This window comes from Paraburkholderia caffeinitolerans, from assembly GCF_902859945.1.
In the GTDB taxonomy this organism is placed as follows: Bacteria; Pseudomonadota; Gammaproteobacteria; order Burkholderiales; family Burkholderiaceae; genus Paraburkholderia; species Paraburkholderia caffeinitolerans.
The window spans coordinates 53,737-75,930 of the sequence record NZ_CADIKL010000038.1; the positions used below are offsets into that span (position 1 = coordinate 53,737).

At 60.4% G+C, this 22,194-nt stretch carries 15 protein-coding genes; 4 read left to right on the forward strand and 11 right to left on the reverse strand.

Translation table 11 applies throughout. The annotated features are described in order from the left end of the window. Nucleotides 1-26: 26 nt before the first annotated feature. From HV773_RS28280 to HV773_RS28305, 6 genes are all read right to left on the reverse strand, one after another. On the reverse strand, nt 27-935 hold the full coding sequence (locus tag HV773_RS28280; RefSeq protein ID WP_175197461.1) for an ABC transporter permease subunit: 909 nt from the start codon (nt 933-935) through the stop codon (nt 27-29). Further along, nucleotides 932-1,888, reverse strand: coding sequence for an ABC transporter permease subunit (locus HV773_RS28285; protein WP_175197462.1), 957 nt, complete (start codon nt 1,886-1,888; stop codon nt 932-934). The genes HV773_RS28280 and HV773_RS28285 overlap by 4 nt, the downstream gene beginning before the upstream one ends. Next, nucleotides 1,885-3,039 carry an ABC transporter ATP-binding protein gene (locus tag HV773_RS28290; protein ID WP_175197463.1) on the reverse strand — a complete coding sequence of 385 codons (1,155 nt, stop codon included), beginning with the start codon at nt 3,037-3,039 and terminating at the stop codon, nt 1,885-1,887. The genes HV773_RS28285 and HV773_RS28290 overlap by 4 nt, the downstream gene beginning before the upstream one ends. 389 nt (nt 3,040-3,428) lie before the next feature. Then, complete coding sequence (locus tag HV773_RS28295) at nt 3,429-4,055, reverse strand: histidine phosphatase family protein (RefSeq protein WP_175197464.1); 627 nt, start codon at nt 4,053-4,055, stop codon at nt 3,429-3,431. Nucleotides 4,056-4,195: 140 nt separating this feature from the next. Next, a complete protein-coding gene (locus HV773_RS28300; RefSeq protein WP_175197465.1) occupies nt 4,196-4,612 on the reverse strand; it encodes a VOC family protein in 417 nt (138 codons plus the stop codon). Then, nucleotides 4,609-5,151 carry a helix-turn-helix domain-containing protein gene (locus tag HV773_RS28305; RefSeq protein ID WP_175197466.1) on the reverse strand — a complete coding sequence of 181 codons (543 nt, stop codon included), beginning with the start codon at nt 5,149-5,151 and terminating at the stop codon, nt 4,609-4,611. The genes HV773_RS28300 and HV773_RS28305 overlap by 4 nt, the downstream gene beginning before the upstream one ends. 178 nt (nt 5,152-5,329) lie before the next feature. Between HV773_RS28305 and chrA the strand changes: the two genes are divergently transcribed. After that, nucleotides 5,330-6,559 carry a chromate efflux transporter gene (gene chrA, locus HV773_RS28310; RefSeq protein WP_175197467.1) on the forward strand — a complete coding sequence of 410 codons (1,230 nt, stop codon included), beginning with the start codon at nt 5,330-5,332 and terminating at the stop codon, nt 6,557-6,559. Nucleotides 6,560-7,117: 558 nt separating this feature from the next. On the opposite strand, the gene HV773_RS28315 is transcribed toward chrA, so the two are convergent. The 4 genes from HV773_RS28315 to HV773_RS28330 form a co-directional block, all read right to left on the reverse strand. After that, nucleotides 7,118-8,896, reverse strand: coding sequence for an AAA family ATPase (locus HV773_RS28315; protein WP_175197468.1), 1,779 nt, complete (start codon nt 8,894-8,896; stop codon nt 7,118-7,120). Between the two features lie 615 nt (nt 8,897-9,511). After that, nucleotides 9,512-11,656 (reverse strand): nSTAND1 domain-containing NTPase, encoded by a 2,145-nt coding sequence (locus HV773_RS28320; RefSeq protein ID WP_175197469.1) that lies wholly within the window; start codon nt 11,654-11,656, stop codon nt 9,512-9,514. A 1,149-nt stretch (nt 11,657-12,805) separates the two neighbouring features. Continuing rightward, entirely contained in the window at nt 12,806-15,391 is a 2,586-nt protein-coding gene (gene acnB / locus HV773_RS28325) for a bifunctional aconitate hydratase 2/2-methylisocitrate dehydratase (RefSeq protein WP_175197470.1), read from the reverse strand. A 244-nt stretch (nt 15,392-15,635) separates the two neighbouring features. Further along, nucleotides 15,636-16,547, reverse strand: a complete 912-nt coding sequence (locus tag HV773_RS28330; RefSeq protein ID WP_175197471.1) for a LysR substrate-binding domain-containing protein — start codon at nt 16,545-16,547, stop codon at nt 15,636-15,638. 101 nt (nt 16,548-16,648) lie between these two features. Here HV773_RS28330 and psrA point away from each other — a divergent pair, with 101 nt between their 5' ends. Both psrA and HV773_RS28340 read left to right on the forward strand, forming a co-directional pair. After that, nucleotides 16,649-17,740 (forward strand): iron-containing alcohol dehydrogenase PsrA, encoded by a 1,092-nt coding sequence (gene psrA / locus HV773_RS28335; RefSeq protein WP_175197472.1) that lies wholly within the window; start codon nt 16,649-16,651, stop codon nt 17,738-17,740. Nucleotides 17,741-17,926: 186 nt separating this feature from the next. Continuing rightward, nucleotides 17,927-19,231, forward strand: coding sequence for an MFS transporter (locus tag HV773_RS28340; protein WP_175197473.1), 1,305 nt, complete (start codon nt 17,927-17,929; stop codon nt 19,229-19,231). Nucleotides 19,232-19,286: 55 nt separating this feature from the next. Here HV773_RS28340 and shc read toward each other — a convergent pair whose 3' ends face one another. Beyond that, nucleotides 19,287-21,323, reverse strand: a complete 2,037-nt coding sequence (gene shc / locus HV773_RS28345) for a squalene--hopene cyclase (RefSeq protein ID WP_175197474.1) — start codon at nt 21,321-21,323, stop codon at nt 19,287-19,289. 65 nt (nt 21,324-21,388) lie between these two features. Here shc and HV773_RS28350 point away from each other — a divergent pair, with 65 nt between their 5' ends. Further along, the gene (locus HV773_RS28350; RefSeq protein WP_175197475.1) at nt 21,389-22,168 is read left to right on the forward strand and encodes a TetR/AcrR family transcriptional regulator; all 780 of its coding nucleotides are present in this window, start codon (nt 21,389-21,391) and stop codon (nt 22,166-22,168) included. Nucleotides 22,169-22,194: the final 26 nt, after the last annotated feature.

A 22,194-nucleotide genomic window follows, 5' to 3' on the forward strand; every position in this document is an offset into this window, starting at 1 on the left:
GAAGCGGATGTTTTCAATGGAATGCTTCAGACACTGGCGGTGTCGAGCGCCTTTTGCGCGATGTTCCCCGCGCCTTTCGAGGCGGCACCGGCCATGTCCGCCGAGGCGAAGGCTTGCTGAATGTCGGCAAGACGCCGGCGTTCGCGCGCCTGGAGCCAGAAGTTCACGCCCACCACACCGGTGGTGACGAGGCAGATGAAGATCGTCGCCAGCGCGTTCATCTCGGGATTGAGGCCCAGGCGCACGCGCGAGTAGACGACGAGCGGCAAGGTGGTCGAGCCGGGCCCGGAGAGAAACGCCGAGAGAATCAGGTCGTCGATCGACACCGTGAACGACAGCAGCCAGCCCGAGACGAGCGCCTGGGCGATGAGCGGCAGCGTGATCACGAAGAACACCTTGAACGGCGTGGCGCCCAGATCGAGTGCGGCTTCTTCGAGCGACTTGTTGAGTTCCTTCACGCGCGACTGCACGATGATCGCCACGTAGGACACACATAGCATCACGTGGCCGATCCAGATCGTCACGAGACCGCGGCCGCGCGGCCAGCCGAACACCTGCTCCATCGCCACGAATAGCAGCAGCATCGAAATCCCCATGATGACTTCGGGAATCACGAGCGGCGCGTTGATCATGGCCGTGAAGAACGTGAAGCCGCGAAAGCGGCCCATGCGCGCGAGCACGTAGCCGGCCCACGTGCCGATCGCCACGGAGGCGAATGCCGTCATCAGCGCGATCTTCAGTGAGAGCCACGCGGCGTGCAGCAGTTCGGCGTCGTTGAAGACCGCCGTGTACCATTTGAACGAGAAACCCGCCCACACGGTCACGAGTTTGGACTCGTTGAACGAGTACACCACGAGGCTGATGATCGGGATATAGAGAAACAGGAATCCCAGCGAGAGAACGCCTGTGGAAAGCGTGCGATTGGGCTTGATCACTTGCTGCCCTCCATTTCCTTGACCTGGTAGTACTGAAAGACTGCCATCGGCACGAGCAACAGCACGACCATCGCGACGGTGACCGCCGAGGCCATCGGCCAGTCCATGTCGTTGAAGAACTCGTCCCACATGACGCGGCCAATCATGAGCGTGTCCGCGCCGCCGAGCAGTTCGGGAATCACGTACTCGCCCACGGCGGGAATGAACACCAGCATGCTGCCCGCGATAATCCCGTTCTTCGAGAGCGGCAGCGTCACGCGCGTGAACGCGACCCACGGCGACGCGCCGAGGTCGTAAGCGGCTTCGAGCAGCGTGAGATCCATCTTCACGAGGTGCGCGTAGAGCGGCATCACCATGAAGGGCAGATACGAATAAACCATGCCGATATAGACGCCCGCGTCGCTGTGATAAAGGCGCAGCGGCGTGTGAATCAAACCCATGGCCATGAGCGCGTGATTGAGCAGGCCGTCGTCCTTGAGAATGCCGATCCATGCGTAGACGCGAATCAGGAACGACGTCCAGAACGGCAGCATCACGCCCATCATCAGCAAGTTGCGCGTGGCGGGATTCGAGCGCGCGATGTAGTAGGCGATGGGATAGCCGAGCAACAGGCAGAGCAGCGTCGAAGCGGCGGCGATCTTCAGCGAGCTCAGGTACGTCGAGAAGTACAGGTCATCCTGAAACAGGAACGCGTAATGACCAAGCTGCAGCGCCAGATGCACGACGCCGTCCTTCATCGCGATCAGGTTCGTGTAGGGCGGCACGCCCATCATCTGGTCGGCGAAGCTGATCTTGAACACCAGCACGAACGGCAGCGCGAAGAAGACCACGAGCCACAGAAACGGCGCGCCGATCACGGCCGTGCGACCCGAAGGCACGAACCTGGAAGCCAGGCGGCGAAGCGCGCCGGGTGCGTTGCCGGAAGCGGCGGAGCGGGTAGCAATGTCGTTCATTGCGTCACCACCACGCCGCTGGCCGGCGACCACGACACATACACCTCATCGTTCCATGCCGGCGTGCCCGCCTGCATCAGATACGTGCTCGACAAATTCGACACCACCGTCTTGCCGCCCGGCAGCCGCACGTGATAGAGCGAATAGCTGCCCATATAGGCCACGTCGGTCACCACGCCGCGCGCCCAGTTGTAGGGCACGGCGGGCCTCGCGTGCGAAACGCTCACGTGCTCCGGGCGCACCGAAATGCCCACCGGCATGCCGAGCGGCCCGGTCACGCCGTGGCTCACGTAGAGCCGGTTTTCGAGCGCTTCGCTCTCGACGAAGATGTGATCGGGCTCGTCCTGCACCACGACGCCCTCGAACAGATTCGTCGAGCCGATGAATTCCGCCGAGAAGCGGCTGTTCGGGTACTCGTACACTTCGCCGGGGCTGCCGACCTGCACGATGCGCCCCTCGCTCATGACGGCGAGCCGGCTCGCCATCGTCATCGCCTCTTCCTGGTCGTGCGTGACCATCACGCAGGTCACGTCCACCTTCTCGATGATGTTGACGAGTTCGAGCTGGGTCTTCTGGCGAATCTTCTTGTCGAGCGCCGACATCGGCTCATCGAGCAACAGCAGCTTCGGCCGCTTGACGAGCGAGCGCGCGAGCGCGACGCGCTGCTGCTGCCCGCCCGAAAGCTGATGCGGCTTGCGCTTCGCGTAACGGCCCATCTGCACGAGTTCGAGCGCCTCAGCCACGCGCTCCTTGATCTCGTGCTTCGGCACGCCTTCCTGCTTGAGGCCGAAGGCCACGTTCGCCTCCACGCTCATGTGCGGGAACAGCGCATACGACTGGAACATCATGTTGACGGGCCGCCGATACGGCGGCAGCGTCGCGAGATCTTCGCCGTCGACATAGATGCGCCCCGAGGTGGCCGTCTCGAAGCCGGCCAGCATGCGCAGCAGCGTGGACTTGCCGCAACCCGAACTGCCGAGCAGTGCGAAAAGTTCGTTCTTGGCGATGTCGAGGCTCACGTCGTTGACGGCGACGCTGTCACCAAACTTCTTGACGACGTTCTCGATGCGCACGAAGCGCTCGTTGCCGGAGCGCGCCGGCGCAGCGGCATGCGCAGGCCCGGCCGCGCGTGTTGAAGGTGAGGCTTTCATGTTCCTGTTACCCGTATTGCAAAATGCAGGCGTGACAGCGCCCAGGCGAGTCGCGCAAGGCGGCTCACCGGCGTCACGTCGTGTTCGGAAGAATCGATTGCCGCGCGCGGTGCGAAAGTGCGAAAGCCCGGCGCGGGCGCGGTCGTGCGCGCCCTTCCCGGCGCGCGTGTCTCCTTGTGTTTTTCGAATGGCCTCGTCCGGCCAGCATGAAAAATTTCACACGGCGAACATTTGCTTTGAATTACTAACGAGTGATGTTTACGTCGAGTTCAATCAATGCAACGGCCGCCGGTTCAATCCGGCGACAACGTTAACTGTTCGATTTGCGACGGTATGCCCCCCCTTGAGGGGGGCAGGGGCAAGGAGAGGAAAAACCGCGACTGCGTACCTTACGCGCACCCTTCAGGCTGCGAATTCCAGCGCCGGATCGCGCGGTTCTCGCGGTCGAAGCCAAGCACGCTGAGGGTGGCCGTGTCCAGGTAGAGATGCGCGCCCAGCGCCGCCGAATTGCCGATCCAGCATCCGGCGAGCACGCGCAGGAAATGCGCATGCGAGAAAACGGCGATGCGCCGCGCCGAACTGCTCTGGGCGAGCATCGCCAGCAGACTCGCGACCACGCCGCGAGCGCGCGCCTCCACCTGCGTGAGGCTCTCGCCGTGCGGGATCAGCGAATGCCAGACGCTCCAGTCCGGCTCCGTCTTGCGGATATCGACCGTCGTGCGGCCTTCGTAAATGCCGTAATCCCATTCGTGCAGATCGGCCGACACCATCATTTCGTCACTGAGGCCCGCCAGCTGGCAGGTCTCGATGGCGCGCGACATCGGGCTCGCGAGCACCGCGTCGAAGCGCTGCAACGCGAGCGGCTTGGCGAGCGCGCGCGCCTGCGCGCGGCCGTGGTCCGTCAGCGCGATGTCCGTGCGTCCCGTGTGCTGGCCGCTGCGGCTCCACTCGGTTTCGCCGTGGCGAATCAGCCAGACCTCGCCGGACGCGGCGCTTGCTTTCGTATCGACGGACATCGGGGCACTCCGGTAACGGGCTGCGGCCTCGCGGCACATGCCGCAAGGCGCAGGAACGAGTTCGCGGAGTCATTCTAAGGCAGCGCCGCGCACCCATGGCGCGCAGCGCACAGCGAGGTCAGCGGCCGCTCAGTGACCGTTCAGTGTCCGTTCTCCGGCGCCTGGATCATCTTCCAGCCATTGCCGGCCGGGTCGCGAAAGCCAGCATCGACGCTACCGTAGCGGTCCACCGGCTCCTGCGTGAATTCCACGCCCTTCTCCTTGAGCGCCGTGTAGCTCGCGCGGCAGTCGGCCACCGCCAGCACGAGAGGCGGCATGGCCCCCTTGGCGACCATGGCCCGCAGGGTTTGCGCGGTCGCTTCGTCGTGAACGGGCGGGCCGGGCGCGAACAGGCCAAGCTGGAACGCGGGCTGATCCGGATGCTGGACCGTCAGCCAGCGGTAATTGCCGTTGCGCACGTCCGTGTGGACGCGAAAGCCGAGTTTGCCGACGTAAAACTCAAGCGCTTCGTCCTGATCGTCGACGTACAAGCCCACTACATTGATGCCCTGGTTCATGTGACCTCCTTGGTAGATGGCCGCACTGTATCTTGGCCATGCCGGCGGCGCTTCTCCAAAACTGCCATCGTGAGATCGGGGCGCTGCGCGGCCTTCAGCACGCACGCGGGCACGCGCCCGAGGGCGGACACGCTCGCGCGCGCCTCGCGGCGCATCGCGCTCGGGCTCATGCCGGTGATGTCGCGAAAGATGCGCCCGAACGTGCCGAGGCTCTCCCAGCCGGTGGCGAATGCGATATCCGTGACGCCGAGTTCGGTATCGCGCAGCAGCGTGGTGGCCTGCTCGATGCGCCGTGTCAGCAAATAGCGGTGCGGCGGCATACCGAAGGCCCGCTTGAACGAGCGTGCGAAATGCGCCTCAGAGACGCCGCTGACTTCGGCGAGACGCTTGACGGGCCAGGCCTCGTGCGAGGCGGCGTCCATGCGGTCGCGCGCGCGCAGCAGGCGGCGCAGCAGGGCCGGGTCTTCGAGTGCGTCGGCGCTGCGCGCCGCAGGGGAAGCGGCGGGCGGCTGCGCATGATGGTCCTTGCGTGAGGGCATGGGGTTCGGATGATGGCGCCATGATCGGGGTTCGTTGCAACAAGCATACCGGGAGACCACGTTGGCAGCATGCGGGCCGGCCGGCTTGCCCTGTCCGTCCCCGCCAGGCTCGGTCTGCGCCTCGCCACGCCCGCAATCCGACGCTAATATCGAGAGCACTGAAATCCTGCTCATCCTCATGCATACGGACATGCCATCGCCGCGCACTTCCTCCGCAAGCCGCGCACTTGAAGTGCTGCTGGTCTTTCTCAGGCTGGGCGTGACGAGCTTCGGCGGCCCGATCGCTCACCTTGGTTATTTCCGCCGCGAGTTCGTCGAGCGCCGCCGCTGGCTCGATGACGAAGCCTTCACCGATCTGGTCGGGCTATGCCAGTTTCTGCCCGGCCCCGCCAGCAGCCAGACCGGTTTTGCGATCGGCCTGCTGCGCGCAGGATGGGCCGGCGGGCTCGCGGCCTGGTGCGGCTTCACGCTGCCCTCGGTGTTCGTGATGCTGCTCTTTGCGGCCATCGCGCCGGATCTGGGCGGGCCGGTGGGTGCGGGCGTAGTGCATGGGCTGAAGCTCGTCGCAGTGGCCGTGGTGGCCCAGGCGGTCTGGGACATGGCGCGGCGGCTGTGCCCCGATCATCGCCGCGCGGGCATCGCGCTTGCCGCAGTCGCCATGCTCAGCGTGTTGACCACGGCTTACGCGCAACTGATTGCGATCGCGGCGGGTGCCGTGCTCGGTCTCGTGCTGTGCCGCACGTCAAACGTAGGCGAGGCGCGTGCCGTGCTTCCGCATCCCGGTGCATTTCCCGTTTCGCGCAAGGCGGGCATCGCCGCGTTGTTCGCTTTTTGCGTGCTGCTTTTCGGGCTTCCGCTGATTGGCGCTGCCGCGCAAGGCGTGCGAGTGTTCGAAGCGTTCTATCAGTCGGGCGCGCTCGTGTTTGGCGGCGGGCATGTGGTGCTGCCCCTGCTCCAGCACGCGACGGTCACAACGGGCTGGGTCGCGCCGAACGACTTTCTGGCCGGCTATGGCGCGGCGCAGGCCGTGCCGGGACCGCTCTTCACGTTTGCCGCATTTCTCGGCTGGATGATGGCCGAGCCCCCCAATCACTGGAGCGGCGCGCTGCTGGCTACTGTGGGGATCTTTCTGCCTGGGCTGCTGCTCGTGCTGGCCGCGCTGCCGTGGTGGCAGGCATTGCGCAGCCGGCCGGCGATGTCGGCGGCGCTGGCCGGGGTCAATGCGGCGGTGGTCGGGTTGCTGGCTGCCGCGCTTTACTCGCCGGTATGGACGAGTGCGGTGCGCACGCAGATCGATTTCGCCATTGCGTGTGTGGGCTTTTTTCTGTTGACGCGGTGGAAGGTGGCGCCGCTGGTGGTGGTGGGGTTTTGCGTCGTGTTGGGAATTGGGGAAAGTTTGCTTGGGTGAGAAATTCTGTGCCTTTCCGTGCATCAACAGGGAGCACGCGCCCGCGCTCATTTCTGAAAGCCCGAATGCCCATCGGAGTGACAGTCGAGCATCAGCATCCGAAGAAAGCGCTTCGCGAATTTCCGGGGAGATCGCTCGCGTGCGCGCTGTAGTCGGCCACAATCTGCCGTTCAGCGAGCGGCCGAACCAGTCGTTGGAACGACTGCCCTATTCCGCTAACAGCCATTGCTCGCGTGCAGCAAAAATCGACCTCTCACACCGCTCCACAAGCCTTTCGTGAGCATCGATAAGGGGTAAGAGGACCCCTGAAAACCTCGCTCAACGAGTAGCGGGGGAAGTCCTTGCAAACAGAATCGGCCAAGAGCGGTCGTTCGTCCGAGCGCTGAGGCAGACACTCAGGTGTCGACTCCGAAGGAGACAACGGACCTTCGCCCAATCGCACGGGTAGCATGTTACATGGCATTGCTTTCGAAGGTCGCCAGGCCTGTCCGTACTTGCGGCGCACTCGCTGGCACACTGACACGCCCGGCGACCGTCAAAAGCATCGCGGCTATTCGATCAATTTGCTTTCTGGATCATCGCGACAAGCTCCGCGACTCGTTCCCGCAAATCAAGAACGTCCAAATTTGCGCCATTGGTGCAAACCGTATGAGCCACTTTGACCTTATCGACGTTCTTCTCCCAAAAATCCCCGGCCGCTTCTGAATCGTCCGCGCCCCTCGTCTTCCGGCGACGGAAATACAGCGCATGATCGAATTGACCGCCTTTGCTGGCCTTCACGTACGAAGTTTTATAAACCTCCGCTACTGCGGCCTGTAATTCAGAATGCAGCACATAATTTTCAATTTCTCGACCCGCTGTTAGCCACGCAACACCACCATGTTTCGAGAATTCTTCAATCAAGCGTTCTTTGGTTGAATTAATCGTATCCCCATCCTTCTCGCGGTCGCTATCCATAACCAACGCAACATGACGATTCAACGAACGAAGGCTAATAAAATCTTCAATTTCGTCATCGCTCGCACTTAGATGGCTTAATAGCCGCCCACCATAAAACATGATTGAATAATGTATGCCTTCGTCAAATTCCGGCGCGGCTTCTTTAAGCCATCTTCTAATGTATATCCGATCTGACGGACCCTCCACCCAAATTACCGCATTCGCCTGGACAAGGTCTGATGCCTTGCAACCCAGATCGACACAAATAGAAAAGCGCTCCTTATTCAAAATGCTTTCCCGAATAGCCGTTTGCCCATTTTCATTAGTGACATGAAAAATTGCCGCATCCGGTGTGTCAATGAAGCTTGCTGAGTGGGTCGCAATAAAATATTGATTATCCGTGTTGTCTTTAAGGTATTTGATTAGCTTCCGTTGCAAGAGTGGATGCAAGTGAATTTCAGGCTCCTCCATGCATATTATCGCACCCTGGCTCAAAGTGCAGAATGAAGCCAGCATAATTACTTCATGAATACCTGTACCTAACGAAGAAAGAGGAAGGACTTTACCATCCATATGGACTAGAATGTGCTGCCTATTATGCGGAATGTCGATTTTCGCCGACCCCTCACCCGTAACCGTTGCGAGGAATTTATTAATCTTATCGAATAAAAGACGATCCTCTAAGCGATCATGGTCCGGACTTTGTATTTCCGCCAGCCGATTAATTAACCCCTTGCCGCTGTAGTCTCCCAACGATCCAACAGAGTAGGTAACAGCAGGCGCAACCTCGCGAATAGCGGGAATCATATGGATTGCAGGCAGCAATATATTTTGTGTGGCCTGGAACGCCACCAGTGTTTCCCGAATCCATGTATCGATTCCCCCACCTTGCATGTTGCGAAGAACGCTCCAGAGCCAGTTCCAGGCATCCTGCTTAATGACGCCCTTCATTTCATTGAGATCGTACTCCATCAACAACGCCTCCCCGTAGGGAATACTCGATTTCAACCATACAAAACCATCTACTGATAAATAGTTTACGATATTATTAATGTAAACCTCAGCAATCCGCCGCTGGTCTGGAGCGGCGAAGCGAGATAATACAGCAGACGTGAACTCCTCCACGGCGATCCCTAGTGCCATCGTCACTGATGACGCCCGAAGGCTCCCCTTGCCGTATAGCTCCAAGGGAAGCAGTTCATTTGCCTGGACGTTTCCATAAGATGCATTCAATCGAACCGGCAAATGTCTTGAAATAAAAGATAAAACGCCTGACTTGCCCGTGTTGTTTGCACCAATGAAGAAATTAAAGGTCTTAAACGGAGCCATTGTCTGCTCTGTTGGCCCGATTCCACGATAGTTGGTTAGCTTGAGACCCTGCAAATAGACGTTCGGCATTTTTTGATTTCTTTTTCGTTCACGGAAAGCCCAACAACAGACAATCGCACACGCTCTATCGGGCGGCTGAGGCAACATCATACGATTGTACTGGAGCCCCGCGCGGCACTGGCGAGCGATCGAATTGACCTCCATCGCCAACGGTGGATGGCGTTGATGTCCGAGGACCCGCCGACCGGCATGACTGCGCGAATGGCCGTTGTACCTCGCGAAATGGCCATCGACATGGCCTAGGGTCCAACGTCAGCTCCGGGTCGGCTACGGAAGTTGGCTGATGATGGTGCGGCGCACGGTCGGTACTCCGCGTCGAACTTCCGGGTTCGACCAAATGCTGCCGTTCAACGTGCGGGAAAGCTCGCCGCTGAAATGGCTGTATCGTTCCAAAACCTGACGCGTGAGCTACGCCTGCGACTCACCCACAGCCGACGTTCCGGAAGACCGTTCGTGAAGTAGTTGCGGGGTCGATTTTCTGCAATTCGAATCGCTCGCAACCGCCACGACGGGCTTGCGATTTGTGAATTTTCGACCCATTGCCCACGGATCGGGTCCTCAGAAATAAAATTACAAATATCAGCGCCGAGTAGTCGCCCCGGAACCCACTCAAAGAAATCCGAATCAAAAACCGACACCGGGGTGCGCCTGATATACCCAATCAAAAGCCACGCGATCCTTTTCGAGATCTGTTACCTTAATGGTCGCATAGGTTCTCCCGTCCCTCGTTCGTATGCAGTAAACTCCGCCAAGTTTCGGGTCAAACCAATGGGTGGTGTAACCCTCCTCAGGACATTTCTTAACTTTAGCAAGATTCTCTTGTTGGATTTCTACAATTCCCGTTTCTGCGTTTTTATCAGCTGGAGATCCAGTGAAATGTCCAGTGTCATCTTGAAAAAAGAAGCTAGCCGTCGCCAGGGGAGCCTTAGGGTCGTTTGCGGCCAATATATCTGCTTTACCAGAATGAAATGACACAATTGAAGCGGTTTTAAAATTAAACCCTGCATTATTTTGATCAATCCAACCGTCGAAGATTGTGGCATGACCAGATGTTGGGCCACTAAAAAAATGAGTGTATGCATAGATAATTACCGGGCAGAATCCAGACAATGCAATTAAGATTTTTGCCGTGAATGCCAATATACTGCGTCTGAATATATTGCGCGCCTCGATGTCAGTTAGGAAAGAGTACAATCTGATCGCCTCCACAACTGGAATCGGTTGAGAAAAAAAAGATAACAATCGGGTCCTTTGCAACGATGAATCAGCGGCGACTGATTCATAAACGGAACTGGCATGACGAGTCCAGAAGCCAATTCGTGCATCTACTCCGCGCAGTTTCACCAAGATAGGGGCGCGCGCATCGGAAAGCAGTCGGGCTAGATGATCGTGAAGCAGCTCGTAGCTGTATTTGTCGCCATTTCCAAAATCCGGCGCCGGCACTTTTCTCACTAAGTACTTGTCTGAAAAAGCATCGAGAACCGCCTTTACAATCGAGTGAGCAGTTTTTGTCTGTAAGGAGATTTCTGTTGCTGCTACACCTTTCTTTGTCTTAAATTCTGAAACAAGAAACTTCAAAATATGTAGAGAAAGTTCGGCACTTACCCCAGTTCTTAGGAAGACATACTTTGTTGCTTCGTCTATATAAGAGTTAAGAAGCCCAAATTTACCCCCCATCCGCCTAAAATTTGACGCTGTCAGTTGCTCGATGCCCTTTGACTCAATCATCAATCCAACCATTTGTAACTCGACTGGCAAAACTGTTTTCTCGTCAAATCTAGACAGCCTCAGATCAGCTGGTGGCCTGAGTAGTTCTGTTGACATAGCCTTTGCCAGTTCTTGGTTGCTATTTTCTAGCAATAAATCTCCGTTTGCGATTCCAGCGAGCATCTTCAGTAACACGGCTTCGGACTGTTTTTGAGGAAATGGTTTTAATGTGTAATAATTTCCAAGTTTCAAGAAGGCTTGCTCCGGATCAATTTCTCTGCACAATTTAATGAGAAGATCAAGAAAATCGGTTCTTATGCAAATTAGCGCGCTGATACCAAAGTGACGCATTAAATTGAATAAAATGATTGCGAATTCCGATCTCCGATTATCTGCCGCCGACAAAAACAATTCCTCGAATTGATCAAAATAAATCCAAATTTTCGGCTTCTTTATTATTTCTTCGCCCTTCTCACCCATCGAGTAGCGCAATGACGCCATCAAGGAAAGTGGTGGAATCTTTAACTTCAGTTGAGAGCCTGAATTAATTTCTGAAATAACCGAATCCAAGGATAGCAACGGATCACCATTGACTCGACAAGGAAATACGACATCATTTTTACGGATAAATGGCACTAATAGCGCCTGCCCAAAAGACGATTTGCCACAACCAGACTCACCTTCAAGAATCAGAAAACTCGCATCTCTTATTACCGCTCGACACCCATCAAAATCTCTCGCCCGACCATAGAAACTTTCAGCATCCTCCTCAGAGTATGCACGTGGACCTCGAAATACACGCGGCGGATCCGGTAGCGGCGGTGATGGTGGAAGGAGGACCCTCGTTATACGTACGGCTACGTTAGGGAACCTTATAACCACCAAGGCAGCAAGAAAAGCTATTGCAACAGCCCAGTGAGGTGCTTTTGCGTATGTTGGCAAGTTTGGAAAAACTTTCTGTATCGCAAGCCAAGCCCCTGGGATTGCGCACACTAAAGTCGAAACTGGTCGCCAGCGGGTTGCAATTAACCGCCTCAAGGTATCAGAAGATGTCTTTTCCACCGAGGCCTCCCCAGGGAGCTATATTATTTTATTCTCACAATTTTCGCTAATTTTGCGAAACAGATCTTAACTTCTCAATAAAACCCCGCCCTGCTCTTAGTGAGGGCAGTATTTCATTGAATCGTACCAATTGAATGAATACCGCCCGCGCGTTCGCAATGGCCGACTATTTTCCGTGAGGAGGCGGGGGAGGAGGTGGCGTCTCGCGTGGGTTAGGGGCACCGAAAGCGGTGCCTATAGCGGCATTTAGCGTAAGTATCGCCAAAAGCATTAGCATCACTTTTTTCATTTCCAACTCCAAGAAGAACAAAAACATACTAATGCGCTTGTGCAGATAGATATTCACCTAAGAATTTGTTTAATAATTAACCTGTCGTGACATCCATCGCGCTTTCAGTCTAGGACATTTTTCACACTAGTAAAGATTGCCACTGAACTAAGTCTAGTTTTCAAACTAGATGTGTAGTCACGGCTGCCGATATTGCATCGATCCCGTTTTTAAATGCATCGAAGTGCGCCATCTTCTGAGAAATGTGTACCATCGCACAGAAGAAAACCGAATGGTGGTGTACCAGCTACTGTTGAGCTGGCAAAGGGCGAGCGTCTAAAAATAGTTCGTCTATTTCTTGATGCAGCCCACATTAACGGGCCTATTGCCGTCCGGCGTGCCGTCGAAACGCTAATCAGGAGATGGAAGCGACCTGCTGCTCGGTATAGGCACTACGACGATATGTTGACCGATGGTTGATCATACGACGCGCCTTCCCGACGACAGTGGCAAAACATGGGCCTTCGTCGCGACCTGCGATGATCCCGCAGTGCACGAATTCCACGCTCCGCCGCCAGTCCCCCGCGCAACAGGAAGCCGAACCGTAGCGGCTCTAGGAGCACACCCATGTCCGAATGGCGGCAATGGCCGGTCTGGCGCCCACCAGTAACAGTACTGAACGACAGCTCGACGCTGAAATCTGTCTTTGTGTCTCTCACGGTTCTTCCGTCCGCTTAGGGTCGACGAAAGCCCTTCCCCGAAAATCCAGAAAGCCCCCCAAAAAAAACGGCGCCGCAGGCATTAAGCCTGCGGCGCCATTGCACGCGATGCGACGCTAATAGCCTGGCGCGCGAACCCCACACCCCAGGCCACCCTCACATTTACATCGTCACCGTATCAGCCACTTCCTTGAAGTCCGCGATCTGGTCGAAGTTCATGTACTGATAGATCTTGTCGCCATTGGCGTTGATCACGCCGATGTCGGCCATGTACTCGTCCTTGGTCGGGATCTTGCCCAGACGCGAGCAGATCGCCGCCAGTTCCGCCGAGCCAAGGTACACATTCGTGTTCTTGCCCAGACGGTTCGGGAAGTTACGCGTCGAGGTCGACATCACCGTCGCGCCTTCGCGCACTTGTGCCTGGTTACCCATGCACAACGAGCAGCCCGGCATTTCCGTACGCGCGCCAGCCGTGCCGAACACGCCATAGTGGCCTTCTTCGGTCAGTTGCTTCTGGTCCATCTTGGTCGGCGGAGCGACCCACAGCTTGACCGGAATGTCGCGCTTGCCTTCGAGCAGCTTCGACGCGGCACGGAAGTGACCGATGTTGGTCATGCACGAGCCGATGAACACTTCGTCGATCTTCGCGCCAGCGACGTCCGACAGCGTCTTCACGTCGTCCGGATCGTTCGGGCAGGCCACGATCGGCTCGTGAACGTCCGCGAGGTCGATCTCGATAACGGCCGCGTACTCGGCGTCCGCATCCGGTTGCAGCAGTTGCGGATCGGCCAGCCACGCTTGCATCGCCTTGATACGGCGCTCGAGGCTGCGCGGGTCCTGGTAGCCCTGGGCGATCATCCACTTCAGCAGCGTGATGTTGCTGTTGAGGTACTCGATGATCGGTTCCTTGTTCAGGTGCACCGTGCAACCGGCAGCCGAACGCTCAGCCGATGCATCCGAGAGTTCGAATGCTTGCTCGACCTTCAGGTCGGGCAGGCCTTCGATTTCGAGAATGCGGCCCGAAAAGATGTTCTTTTTGCCTTGCTTGGCGACCGTCAGCGTGCCTTGCTTGATGGCGTAGAGCGGGATCGCGTTGACGAGGTCACGCAGCGTGACGCCCGGCTGCATCTTGCCCTTGAAGCGCACGAGCACCGATTCCGGCATGTCGAGCGGCATCGTGCCGGTAGCGGCTGCGAAGGCGACCAGACCCGAACCCGCCGGGAAGCTGATGCCGATCGGGAAACGCGTGTGCGAGTCGCCGCCGGTGCCGACGGTATCCGGCAACAGCATGCGGTTCAACCACGAGTGGATCACGCCGTCGCCCGGACGCAGCGCGATACCGCCGCGCGTGCTGATGAAGTTCGGCAGGGTCTGGTGCGTCTTGACGTCCACGGGCTTCGGATAAGCCGCCGTGTGGCAGAACGACTGCATGACCAGGTCGGCCGAGAAGCCGAGGCACGCGAGATCCTTCAGTTCGTCGCGGGTCATCGGGCCGGTGGTGTCCTGCGAGCCCACCGAGGTCATCTTCGGTTCGCAGTACGTGCCCGGGCGCACGCCCTGGCCTTCCGGCAGACCGCATGCGCGGCCAACCATCTTCTGCGCGAGCGAGAAGCCCTTGCCGCTGTCGGCCGGCTGCTGCGGCAGGCGGAACAGCGTCGAGGGCGCGAGGCCCAGCGCTTCACGCGCCTTGGCGGTCAGGCCACGGCCCACGATCAGCGGAATGCGGCCGCCGGCGCGCACTTCGTCGAACAGCACATCGGACTTGACCTGGAACTCGGCGATCACTGCGCCGTTCTTGAGCGCCTTGCCTTCATACGGGCGCAGTTCGACCACGTCGCCCATTTCCATCTGCGACACGTCGAGCTCGATCGGCAGCGCGCCGGCGTCTTCCATCGTGTTGTAGAAGATCGGAGCGATCTTGCCACCGAGGCACACGCCGCCAAAGCGCTTGTTCGGGATGAAGGGGATGTCTTCGCCCGTGAACCACAGCACCGAGTTGGTAGCCGACTTGCGCGACGAACCCGTGCCGACCACGTCGCCCACGTAGGCGACCAGGTGACCCTTTTCCTTCAGCGATTCGATGAACTTGATCGGGCCGCGCTTGCCGTCTTCTTCCGGTGTGATGCCGGGACGGGCGTTCTTCAGCATCGCCAGCGCGTGCAGCGGAATGTCGGGGCGCGTGGTGGCGTCCGGAGCCGGCGACAGGTCGTCGGTGTTGGTTTCGCCCGTCACCTTGAACACGGTGATGGTCAGGCTTTGCGGCACTTCCGGACGGCTCGTGAACCATTCGGCGTCGGCCCAGCTTTGCAGCACAGCCTTGGCGTTGGCGTTGCCCTTGTCGGCCAGTTCCTTGACGTCGTGGAACTGATCGAACATCAGCAGGGTTTTCTTCAGTGCGTCGGCGGCAACCGTGCCGACTTCGGCGTCGGACAGCAGCTCGATCAGCGGGGCGATGTTGAAGCCGCCCAGCATCGTGCCCAGCAGTTCGGCGGCGCGAGCGCGCGAGATCAGCGGGCAGGCGGTTTCGCCCTTGGCCACGGCGGCCAGGAAGCCAGCCTTCACGCGGGCAGCTTCGTCCACGCCAGCGGGCACGCGGTTGGTGATCAGGTCGAGCAGGGTCTGCTCTTCGCCGGCGGGCGGATTCGCCAGCAACTCCACCAGTTCGGCGGTCTGCTGGGCCGTCAGCGGCAGGGGAGGAATACCGAGCGCGGCGCGCTGGGCAACGTGAGCACGAAAGTTTTCAAGCATGTGGGGCCTACTGGTGTTGCGTTTCAGGGGAAGGCTTGTCAAGCACGCCTAGGCTGTTCCGGGTACCGCTTTGAGCGGGATTGTAATGGCAAATGGGCTCTAGCGTCAAATGTCTTATGTCTTATATAAGAGTTGATGAGGCGTAGTGGGGCTTTGGCGGCAAGCGATCAGTGGACATTTCGGGAGCAACCGGGCGGCTTGTCCGGGCGCTACATGGGAATGCGTGACAGCGGGCGCAGCGCCGTCACCCGCGTCGTTCGTGGCGAGGCGGCGCGGGTTTGGCCTGCTCGCCGGCGAGCAATTGCCGGACGACGTCGAAGAAGGCCGCGACGAGCCGCGCGCCGCGCCGCTCTTCAAGGCACACCACGTGCGCATGCGTATATACGTCGTCGCCCTGAATCGCCAGCTTGCGCAAGCGCGGATCGTCGACGTGCTCGCGCTCCGACACGGCGGCGATACCCAACCCCAGGATCACCGCCTCCCGGACGGCCTCGCGGCTCCCGATCTCGAGCGAGTAGCGCGGCACGACGCTGTGCGCGTGCATGGCCGCCTCCAGTGCCTTGCGTGTGGTCGAGCCCGGTTCGCGCATGATCATCGGCTCGTCGCGCAGGTCCTCGATGCGGATGCTGCGGCGGCGCGCCAGCCGGTGCGAGGCCGGCACGATGATGACGAGCGGATGGCGCCGGTAAGGTACGTAGTAGAGCTTAGGATCGTCTTCGTACTGTGCGAGCACCGCGACATCGGTCTGATACGCCAGCAGATCGCGCACGGTGTCTTCCGAGTTGCCCATCCGCACCGACACATTCAAGCCAGGATACCGCTGATGAAACGCAGCCACGATTTCAATCGCGTGCAGCGGACCCACCGCGCCTACACGGATCACGCCAGTCGTGAGGCCCGCGGACTCCTTCAGATAGTCGATCGCTTCCTGCTCGCTGCTGAACATGCGCTGCGCCATCGCGTAGAGGGTTTCGCCCGCGGGCGTCAACGCGACGCGCCGCCCGCTGCGATGCAGCAGTTCCACGCCATAGCCTTCCTCGAGCGCGCGCACTTGCGTCGTCACCGTCGGCTGGCTGACGTGCAGCGCCTTCGCCGCGGCCGTCACGCTGCCATAACGGCCCACGGCGTAGAACGATCGGAGGTGGGTCAGTCGCATAGATCCGTTGAATGATCATGTGAAAATTTTTGTATTTTTACTATAAGCCGTGCTTTCCCATAATCCGTTCATACCCGAGACCCACTCATTGAGGAAAAACGATGAACGGCGTGTTTTGGAATCCTGTCGAGGTGAACTTCGGTCGAGCCAGTCTTGAACGGCTGGCATCGATCCTCGGTGAGCGCAATGCGGTGGTGGTGACGTTTCCCGAAGCCGCCGAACTCGGTCTGATCCAGCGGTTGCGTGAGATTGCCGGGGCACGCATCGTCGAAGTCATCAGCGACGTGCAGCCCAATCCCGATGTCCTGCATCTCGCGAAAATGTACGGCGAGTACTGGCGCGCGCATCACGCAACCCCGGCGATCGTCGCGGTGGGCGGCGGCAGCGTGCTCGATACGGCCAAGGCGCTGATGGTCGGCACGCACAGCGGCGAGTTCGGCGAACTGCTCGACTGTCTCGACAGTGGCGCGCCATTCACGCCGCCGTACGCGAAGCAACTGATCACGGTGCCCACCACGGCCGGCACGGGCAGCGAAGTCACGCCGTGGGCCACGATCTGGGACCGCACGGTGAAGCAGCGCAAATACTCGCTGCATCTGCAGCAGACATGGCCCGAGGCGGCAATTGTCGATCCGGACCTGACGCTGTCACTGCCGCTCGCGGTGACGGTGCAAAGCGGGCTCGATGCGCTATCGCACGCGCTGGAGGCGATCTGGAACGTCAACGCGAACCCCATCTCGGACGAGTTCGCGGTATCGGCGGCGCGCGACATGCTCGAGACGCTGCCCGTGCTAGCAAGCGACCCCGGCAATCCGCTCCTGCGCGAGCGCGCCTCGTTCGCCGCGCTCAAAGCGGGCCTGGCGTTCTCCAACACGAAGACCGCCCTCGCCCACTCGATTTCCTACGAGATGACGATCCATCACGGCATCCCGCACGGCATCGCGTGCTCCTTTACGCTGCCGATGGTGTTGGGTCTCGCACGCGGACGCGACGCGGACCGCGACGCGGTGCTCGCTCGCGTGTTTCCCTGCGCGCTTCGCGATGCCGATCATTTTCTCGCACGCTTTCTCGAAGGACTCGGCGTGCGTACCGAATTCGCGAGCTATGGCGTTGACGACGACGAATCGCGCCGCATGATCGCGCACGCACTGAGTGGGCCGCGCGGGCGCAACTTCCTCGCGGCGCACGCCTGAGCCGGGCCGCGCCCGGTACATAACGGAACACAACAGAAGCGGGCGCCCGAGCCCGCCGCGCGTAGATTGGCGCGAGCAAGCCGCGCGCCGCTGCAAACGAGAACGGCGCCCGAAGTAGCGACCGATCGACCCCGTCGCGCTGCCGGCCGCCTCCCGGAGACACAAGGAGACACAAGGAGACATGTCATGGAAGCAGTGGAAATTGCTGGAAGCCTGCCGACGGACTCGAGCGCGCGCACCGCCAGGTCGGTTGCGCTCGCGAGCCTGATCGGCACGACAGTCGAGTGGTACGACTTTTTTCTGTACGGCACGATCACCGGACTCGTGTTCGACAAGCTGTTCTTCCCCACCGGCAACGCCTTCGTCTCGACCATGCTCGCGTACACGGTGTACGCGGTCGGCTTCGCCACGCGCCCGCTCGGCGGCGTGATCTTCGGTCATTTCGGCGACCGCCACGGACGCAAGCCGCTACTCGTGCTGACGCTCTCGATCATGGGCGTCTCGACCTTTCTCATCGGCCTGCTGCCCACCTACGCGACGATCGGCGTCTGGGCGCCGGTGTGTCTGCTGCTCCTGCGCCTGCTGCAAGGCATCGGCCTTGGCGGCGAATGGGGCGGCGCGGTGCTGATGGCGTTCGAGTACGCGCCGCGCAGGCGGCGCGGGCTCTACGCGTCCTATCCGCAGATCGGCCTTGCGGTGGGACTGTGCCTGAGCAGCGGCGTGGTCGCGCTGCTGACTTCATCGATGAGCGCCGAAGCGTTCATGCAGTGGGGCTGGCGCGCCGCTTTCATGGCGAGCATCGTGCTGGTGGGCGTGGGCATGTTCATCCGGCTGCGCGTGGTTGAGACCCCGGCCTTCACGAAAGTGCGCGACTCCCATACGGTTGCGAGAGTGCCGGTGAAGGAGGTGTTTGGCGACTATCGCAAGAACGTGCTGCTCGGCTGGGGGGCGCGCTATATCGACGGCGTCATCTTCAACACCTATGCGGTGTTTGCGCTCACTTATCTGATCGGCGTGCTGCACTACTCGAAGGCTGCCGTGCTGAGCGCCATCACGCTGGCCGCGTTCGTGCTCATCTTCACGATCCCGCTCGCGTCGCGTCTCTCGGATCAGGTCGGCCGGCGCAGGGTGTTCGGTTGGGGCGCGCTCGTGTGCGGCCTGAGTGCATGGCCGGTATTCGCGATCTTCCACTACTCGCAGAGCCTCGGCGCGGTCGTCGGCGCGATCGTGATCGTGCTCGGCGTTCTGTACGCATTCGTCTACGGCCCGGAAGCGGCGCTCTTTTGCGAGTTATTCGATACGCGCGTGCGCTACAGCGGCATCTCGGTCGTGTATCAGATCTCCGGCATCGTCTCCAGCTCGATCACGCCGCTCGTCGCCACCACGCTGCTGCATTACGGCAATCAGCAGCCGTGGTGGATCGCAATCTACATCACCTGCGTTGGCGCGCTTAGCGCCACTTGCACAAGTCTGATGCGGCGCACCTACTGAGCTTCGATGAAAAACGCCACCTCGAAAGGTGGCGTTCATCTCATACCCGCCGGCCTCAAGCCAGCACAGCCGGCTCAACAACCTTCGCCTCACTCATCCGCGCACCACCCGCCGCCGCAAGCCTGCGATACCGCGCCAGCGCCCAAAGCGGGAAATACGCGGTATAGCCGTGATACTTGAGGTAGTAAATGCGCGGGAAGCCCGGCGCATTATGCGAGCGATGCCACCAGAAACCCTCGCTGTCCTGCACCGAAAGCAGATACGCAATGCCGCGCCGCACCGACTCCGATTCGCAGTCGCCAAACGCCATCTGCGCGAGCAGCGCCCACGCCGTGAAGTTCGACGTGCTTTCGCCGCCGTTCGTACCCGCGAGGCGCGAGTCGATATAGCTGTCGTTGGTCTCGCCCCATCCGCCATCCGCATGCTGGCGCGACCTGAGCCAGGCGAGCGCGCGCGCGATATACGGCTGCGAGGGATCCTCGCCCGCCAGCGCGAGACCCGCGAGCACACTCCACGTCCCGTAGATGTAGTTGGTGCCCCAACGCCCCCACCAGCTGCCGTCGGGTTGCTGCGTCGCCTTGATGTAGTCGATCGCGCGCGCGAGCGCGGCCTTGTCTTCCTCGCGGCCCGTCACGCCGAAGCACAGCAGCACACGGCCCGACACGTCCTCGGTGGGCGGATCGAGCAGCGCGCCGTGGTCCGCAAACGGAATCGCGTTCAGATAGAGCCGGTCGCAATCGGCATCGAACGCCGCGAAACCGCCGTTGCGCGATTGCAGACCGCGCATCCAGTCGAGCGCGCGCGTCACGCGCTCGGCGTACGGGTCCGTGCCCGTGGCGCGCTTGATCGAGTGGCCCCGGCGATGCAGCATCGCGGCCACGACCGCGCTGTCGTCGATGTCGGGGTAATACGGGTTCGCGTACTGGAACGCCCAGCCGCCCGGCGGCACGTCGGGGCTCACGTTCTCGATCCAGTCACCCGTGAGGTCGTTCACCTGACGCGTCGCGAGCCAGTCGTAGGCGCGCGTGATCTGCTGCTGCAGTTGTGCGTTGGACGTCGATTCAACGCCGGGCACATCTGGCACCGCAAGCGCCTGTTCGAGCGCCATCGTGCTCCACGCGGTGTCCCATACGGGCGAGAGGCACGGCTGGCAGTACATGCTGCCGTCCGGACGCTCCACCAGCAGCTTCTCCAGCGCGTTCTCGCAATCGCGACGCAGCGGATGATTCTCGTGATAGCCGAGCACTTCCATCATCTGGTAGCTGTAGACGATAGGCGGGAAAATGCCGCCCATGCCGTCCTCGCCGTTCATGCGCTCCGAGCACCATGCTTCCGCGTGCTTCATCGCGCGCTTGCGCAGCGACTGCGGAATCAGCGGTTCGAGATGGCGGACCGTGCGATCCAGCGCGAGAAAGAGTTTGCGCACGCCCTTGCCGGGCGCGAAATACTCGCGCTCTTCATCGGGCGGCGTGACGAACAGCTCGGCAATCGACACGTTGTGCGGATTGTGCGCCTTGGCCTTGAGCGAGCACAGCGCGAGCAGCGGCACCATGGTCGTGCGCGCCCAGTACGCGACCTTGTACATCGAGATTGGGACCCACTTCGGGAACAGCACGAACTCGATGGGCATGAACGGCGTAGCGCGCCACGGCACCTGGCCGAAGGTGGCCAGCAGAATGCGCGTGAAGACGTTGGACTTCGCCGCGCCGCCGAGCTTCAGAATGGCTTCGCGCGCGCGCGCCATGTGCGGCGCGTCGGGGGCGTCGCCGGCTGCCTTGAGCGCGAAATAGGCCTTCACGCTCGCGGAGACATCGGGTGCGCCGTCCACGTACAGGTCCCACCCACCGTGCGTTTCGAGGCGCTGGATCGCACGCAGATAGCGCGCCATTTTCTCCTGGCGCACCGTGTCGATCTTCGCCATGAAATGCATCATGAGGATGTATTCGGCGGTAATCGTGGCGTCGGATTCGAGCTCGAAGCACCAGCTCCCGTCGGGATCTTGCCGGCGCGCGAGCGCATCGCGCCCCCGGACGATGGCGGCGTCGAGCAGCACCGCGCGTTGCACGTTGGTTGGCAGGTCGGAATTCTTCATGGTGGCGAATAATACCATCCGTACGGAATGTTTTGCGCCAAGGCCCGCGATGGTAAGATCAATGGATGAAGACTTCCCCCGTCAAAGCCTCAGCCGGCGCGGCAGGACACCCCGCCGGAAGTGCCGCGAGCCCGGCGCGGCGGCCTGTGCCGCAAGCCGCTCAGGTGCCTGCTCATGTGCCCGAAAAAGCGCCTCATGAGGCCGCGCGGCATCCCGATGCAGGATCTGTCGAAACGTCAGGCGGGAAGAACGTAGAGCAATCCGGCGCGCCCGCCTCGGGCACGCGCCGCAAGAAAGCACCCGTGCAAGTGCGCGCCCAGTTGCTGCAAGCGGCCTCCGATATCGCCACCGATCATGGCGTGCAAGCCGTGACGCTCGACGCCGTGGCCGAGCGCGCCGGCGTGACCAAGGGCGCGCTGCAGTATCACTTCGCCAACAAGCAGGGGCTTCTCGACGCCCTGTTCGAGCAGACGCTGGAGCGCTTCGATGCGCAAATGGAAGCGCGCATCGCGGCGGACCGCAACGACCCGCACGGCGCCAGCGCGCGCGCCTACCTGCATTCGACCATCGACGAAACGAGCCCCGCCGCGAGCACCAACGTGCTGCGCGTGCTGGTTGCCGCGATGATGACCGACCCCGAGATCCGCGAGCGCCATTCCGCGCCCATGCGCAAGTGGACGCGGCCGGACCCGCTGCCACTCGAACACGCGGCGCGGCTCATGATTTGCCGGCTGGTGGCGGACGGCCTGTGGATCTCCGACCTGCTCGGCTATCAGAACCTGTCGCCCGAGTTGCGCGACGAGGTCGTGAGGCAGATCGAGCGCATGACGGTTCTCGAGCGATGAGGCACCCTGCTGATGGCCAACACCTC

What these genes read in the sequence shown, in the direction of transcription:
- HV773_RS28285 (WP_175197462.1), bottom strand. Translation starts at nt 1,888, where the DNA reads ATGAACGACATTGCTACCCGCTCCGCCGCTTCCGGCAACGCACCCGGC.
- HV773_RS28290 (WP_175197463.1), bottom strand. Translation starts at nt 3,039, where the DNA reads ATGAAAGCCTCACCTTCAACACGCGCGGCCGGGCCTGCGCATGCCGCT.
- HV773_RS28295 (WP_175197464.1), bottom strand. Translation starts at nt 4,055, where the DNA reads ATGTCCGTCGATACGAAAGCAAGCGCCGCGTCCGGCGAGGTCTGGCTG.
- HV773_RS28300 (WP_175197465.1), bottom strand. Translation starts at nt 4,612, where the DNA reads ATGAACCAGGGCATCAATGTAGTGGGCTTGTACGTCGACGATCAGGAC.
- HV773_RS28305 (WP_175197466.1), bottom strand. Translation starts at nt 5,151, where the DNA reads ATGCCCTCACGCAAGGACCATCATGCGCAGCCGCCCGCCGCTTCCCCT.
- chrA (WP_175197467.1), top strand. Translation starts at nt 5,330, where the DNA reads ATGCATACGGACATGCCATCGCCGCGCACTTCCTCCGCAAGCCGCGCA.
- HV773_RS28315 (WP_175197468.1), bottom strand. Translation starts at nt 8,896, where the DNA reads ATGCCGAACGTCTATTTGCAGGGTCTCAAGCTAACCAACTATCGTGGA.
- acnB (WP_175197470.1), bottom strand. Translation starts at nt 15,391, where the DNA reads ATGCTTGAAAACTTTCGTGCTCACGTTGCCCAGCGCGCCGCGCTCGGT.
- HV773_RS28330 (WP_175197471.1), bottom strand. Translation starts at nt 16,547, where the DNA reads ATGCGACTGACCCACCTCCGATCGTTCTACGCCGTGGGCCGTTATGGC.
- psrA (WP_175197472.1), top strand. Translation starts at nt 16,649, where the DNA reads ATGAACGGCGTGTTTTGGAATCCTGTCGAGGTGAACTTCGGTCGAGCC.
- HV773_RS28340 (WP_175197473.1), top strand. Translation starts at nt 17,927, where the DNA reads ATGGAAGCAGTGGAAATTGCTGGAAGCCTGCCGACGGACTCGAGCGCG.
- shc (WP_175197474.1), bottom strand. Translation starts at nt 21,323, where the DNA reads ATGAAGAATTCCGACCTGCCAACCAACGTGCAACGCGCGGTGCTGCTC.
- HV773_RS28350 (WP_175197475.1), top strand. Translation starts at nt 21,389, where the DNA reads ATGAAGACTTCCCCCGTCAAAGCCTCAGCCGGCGCGGCAGGACACCCC.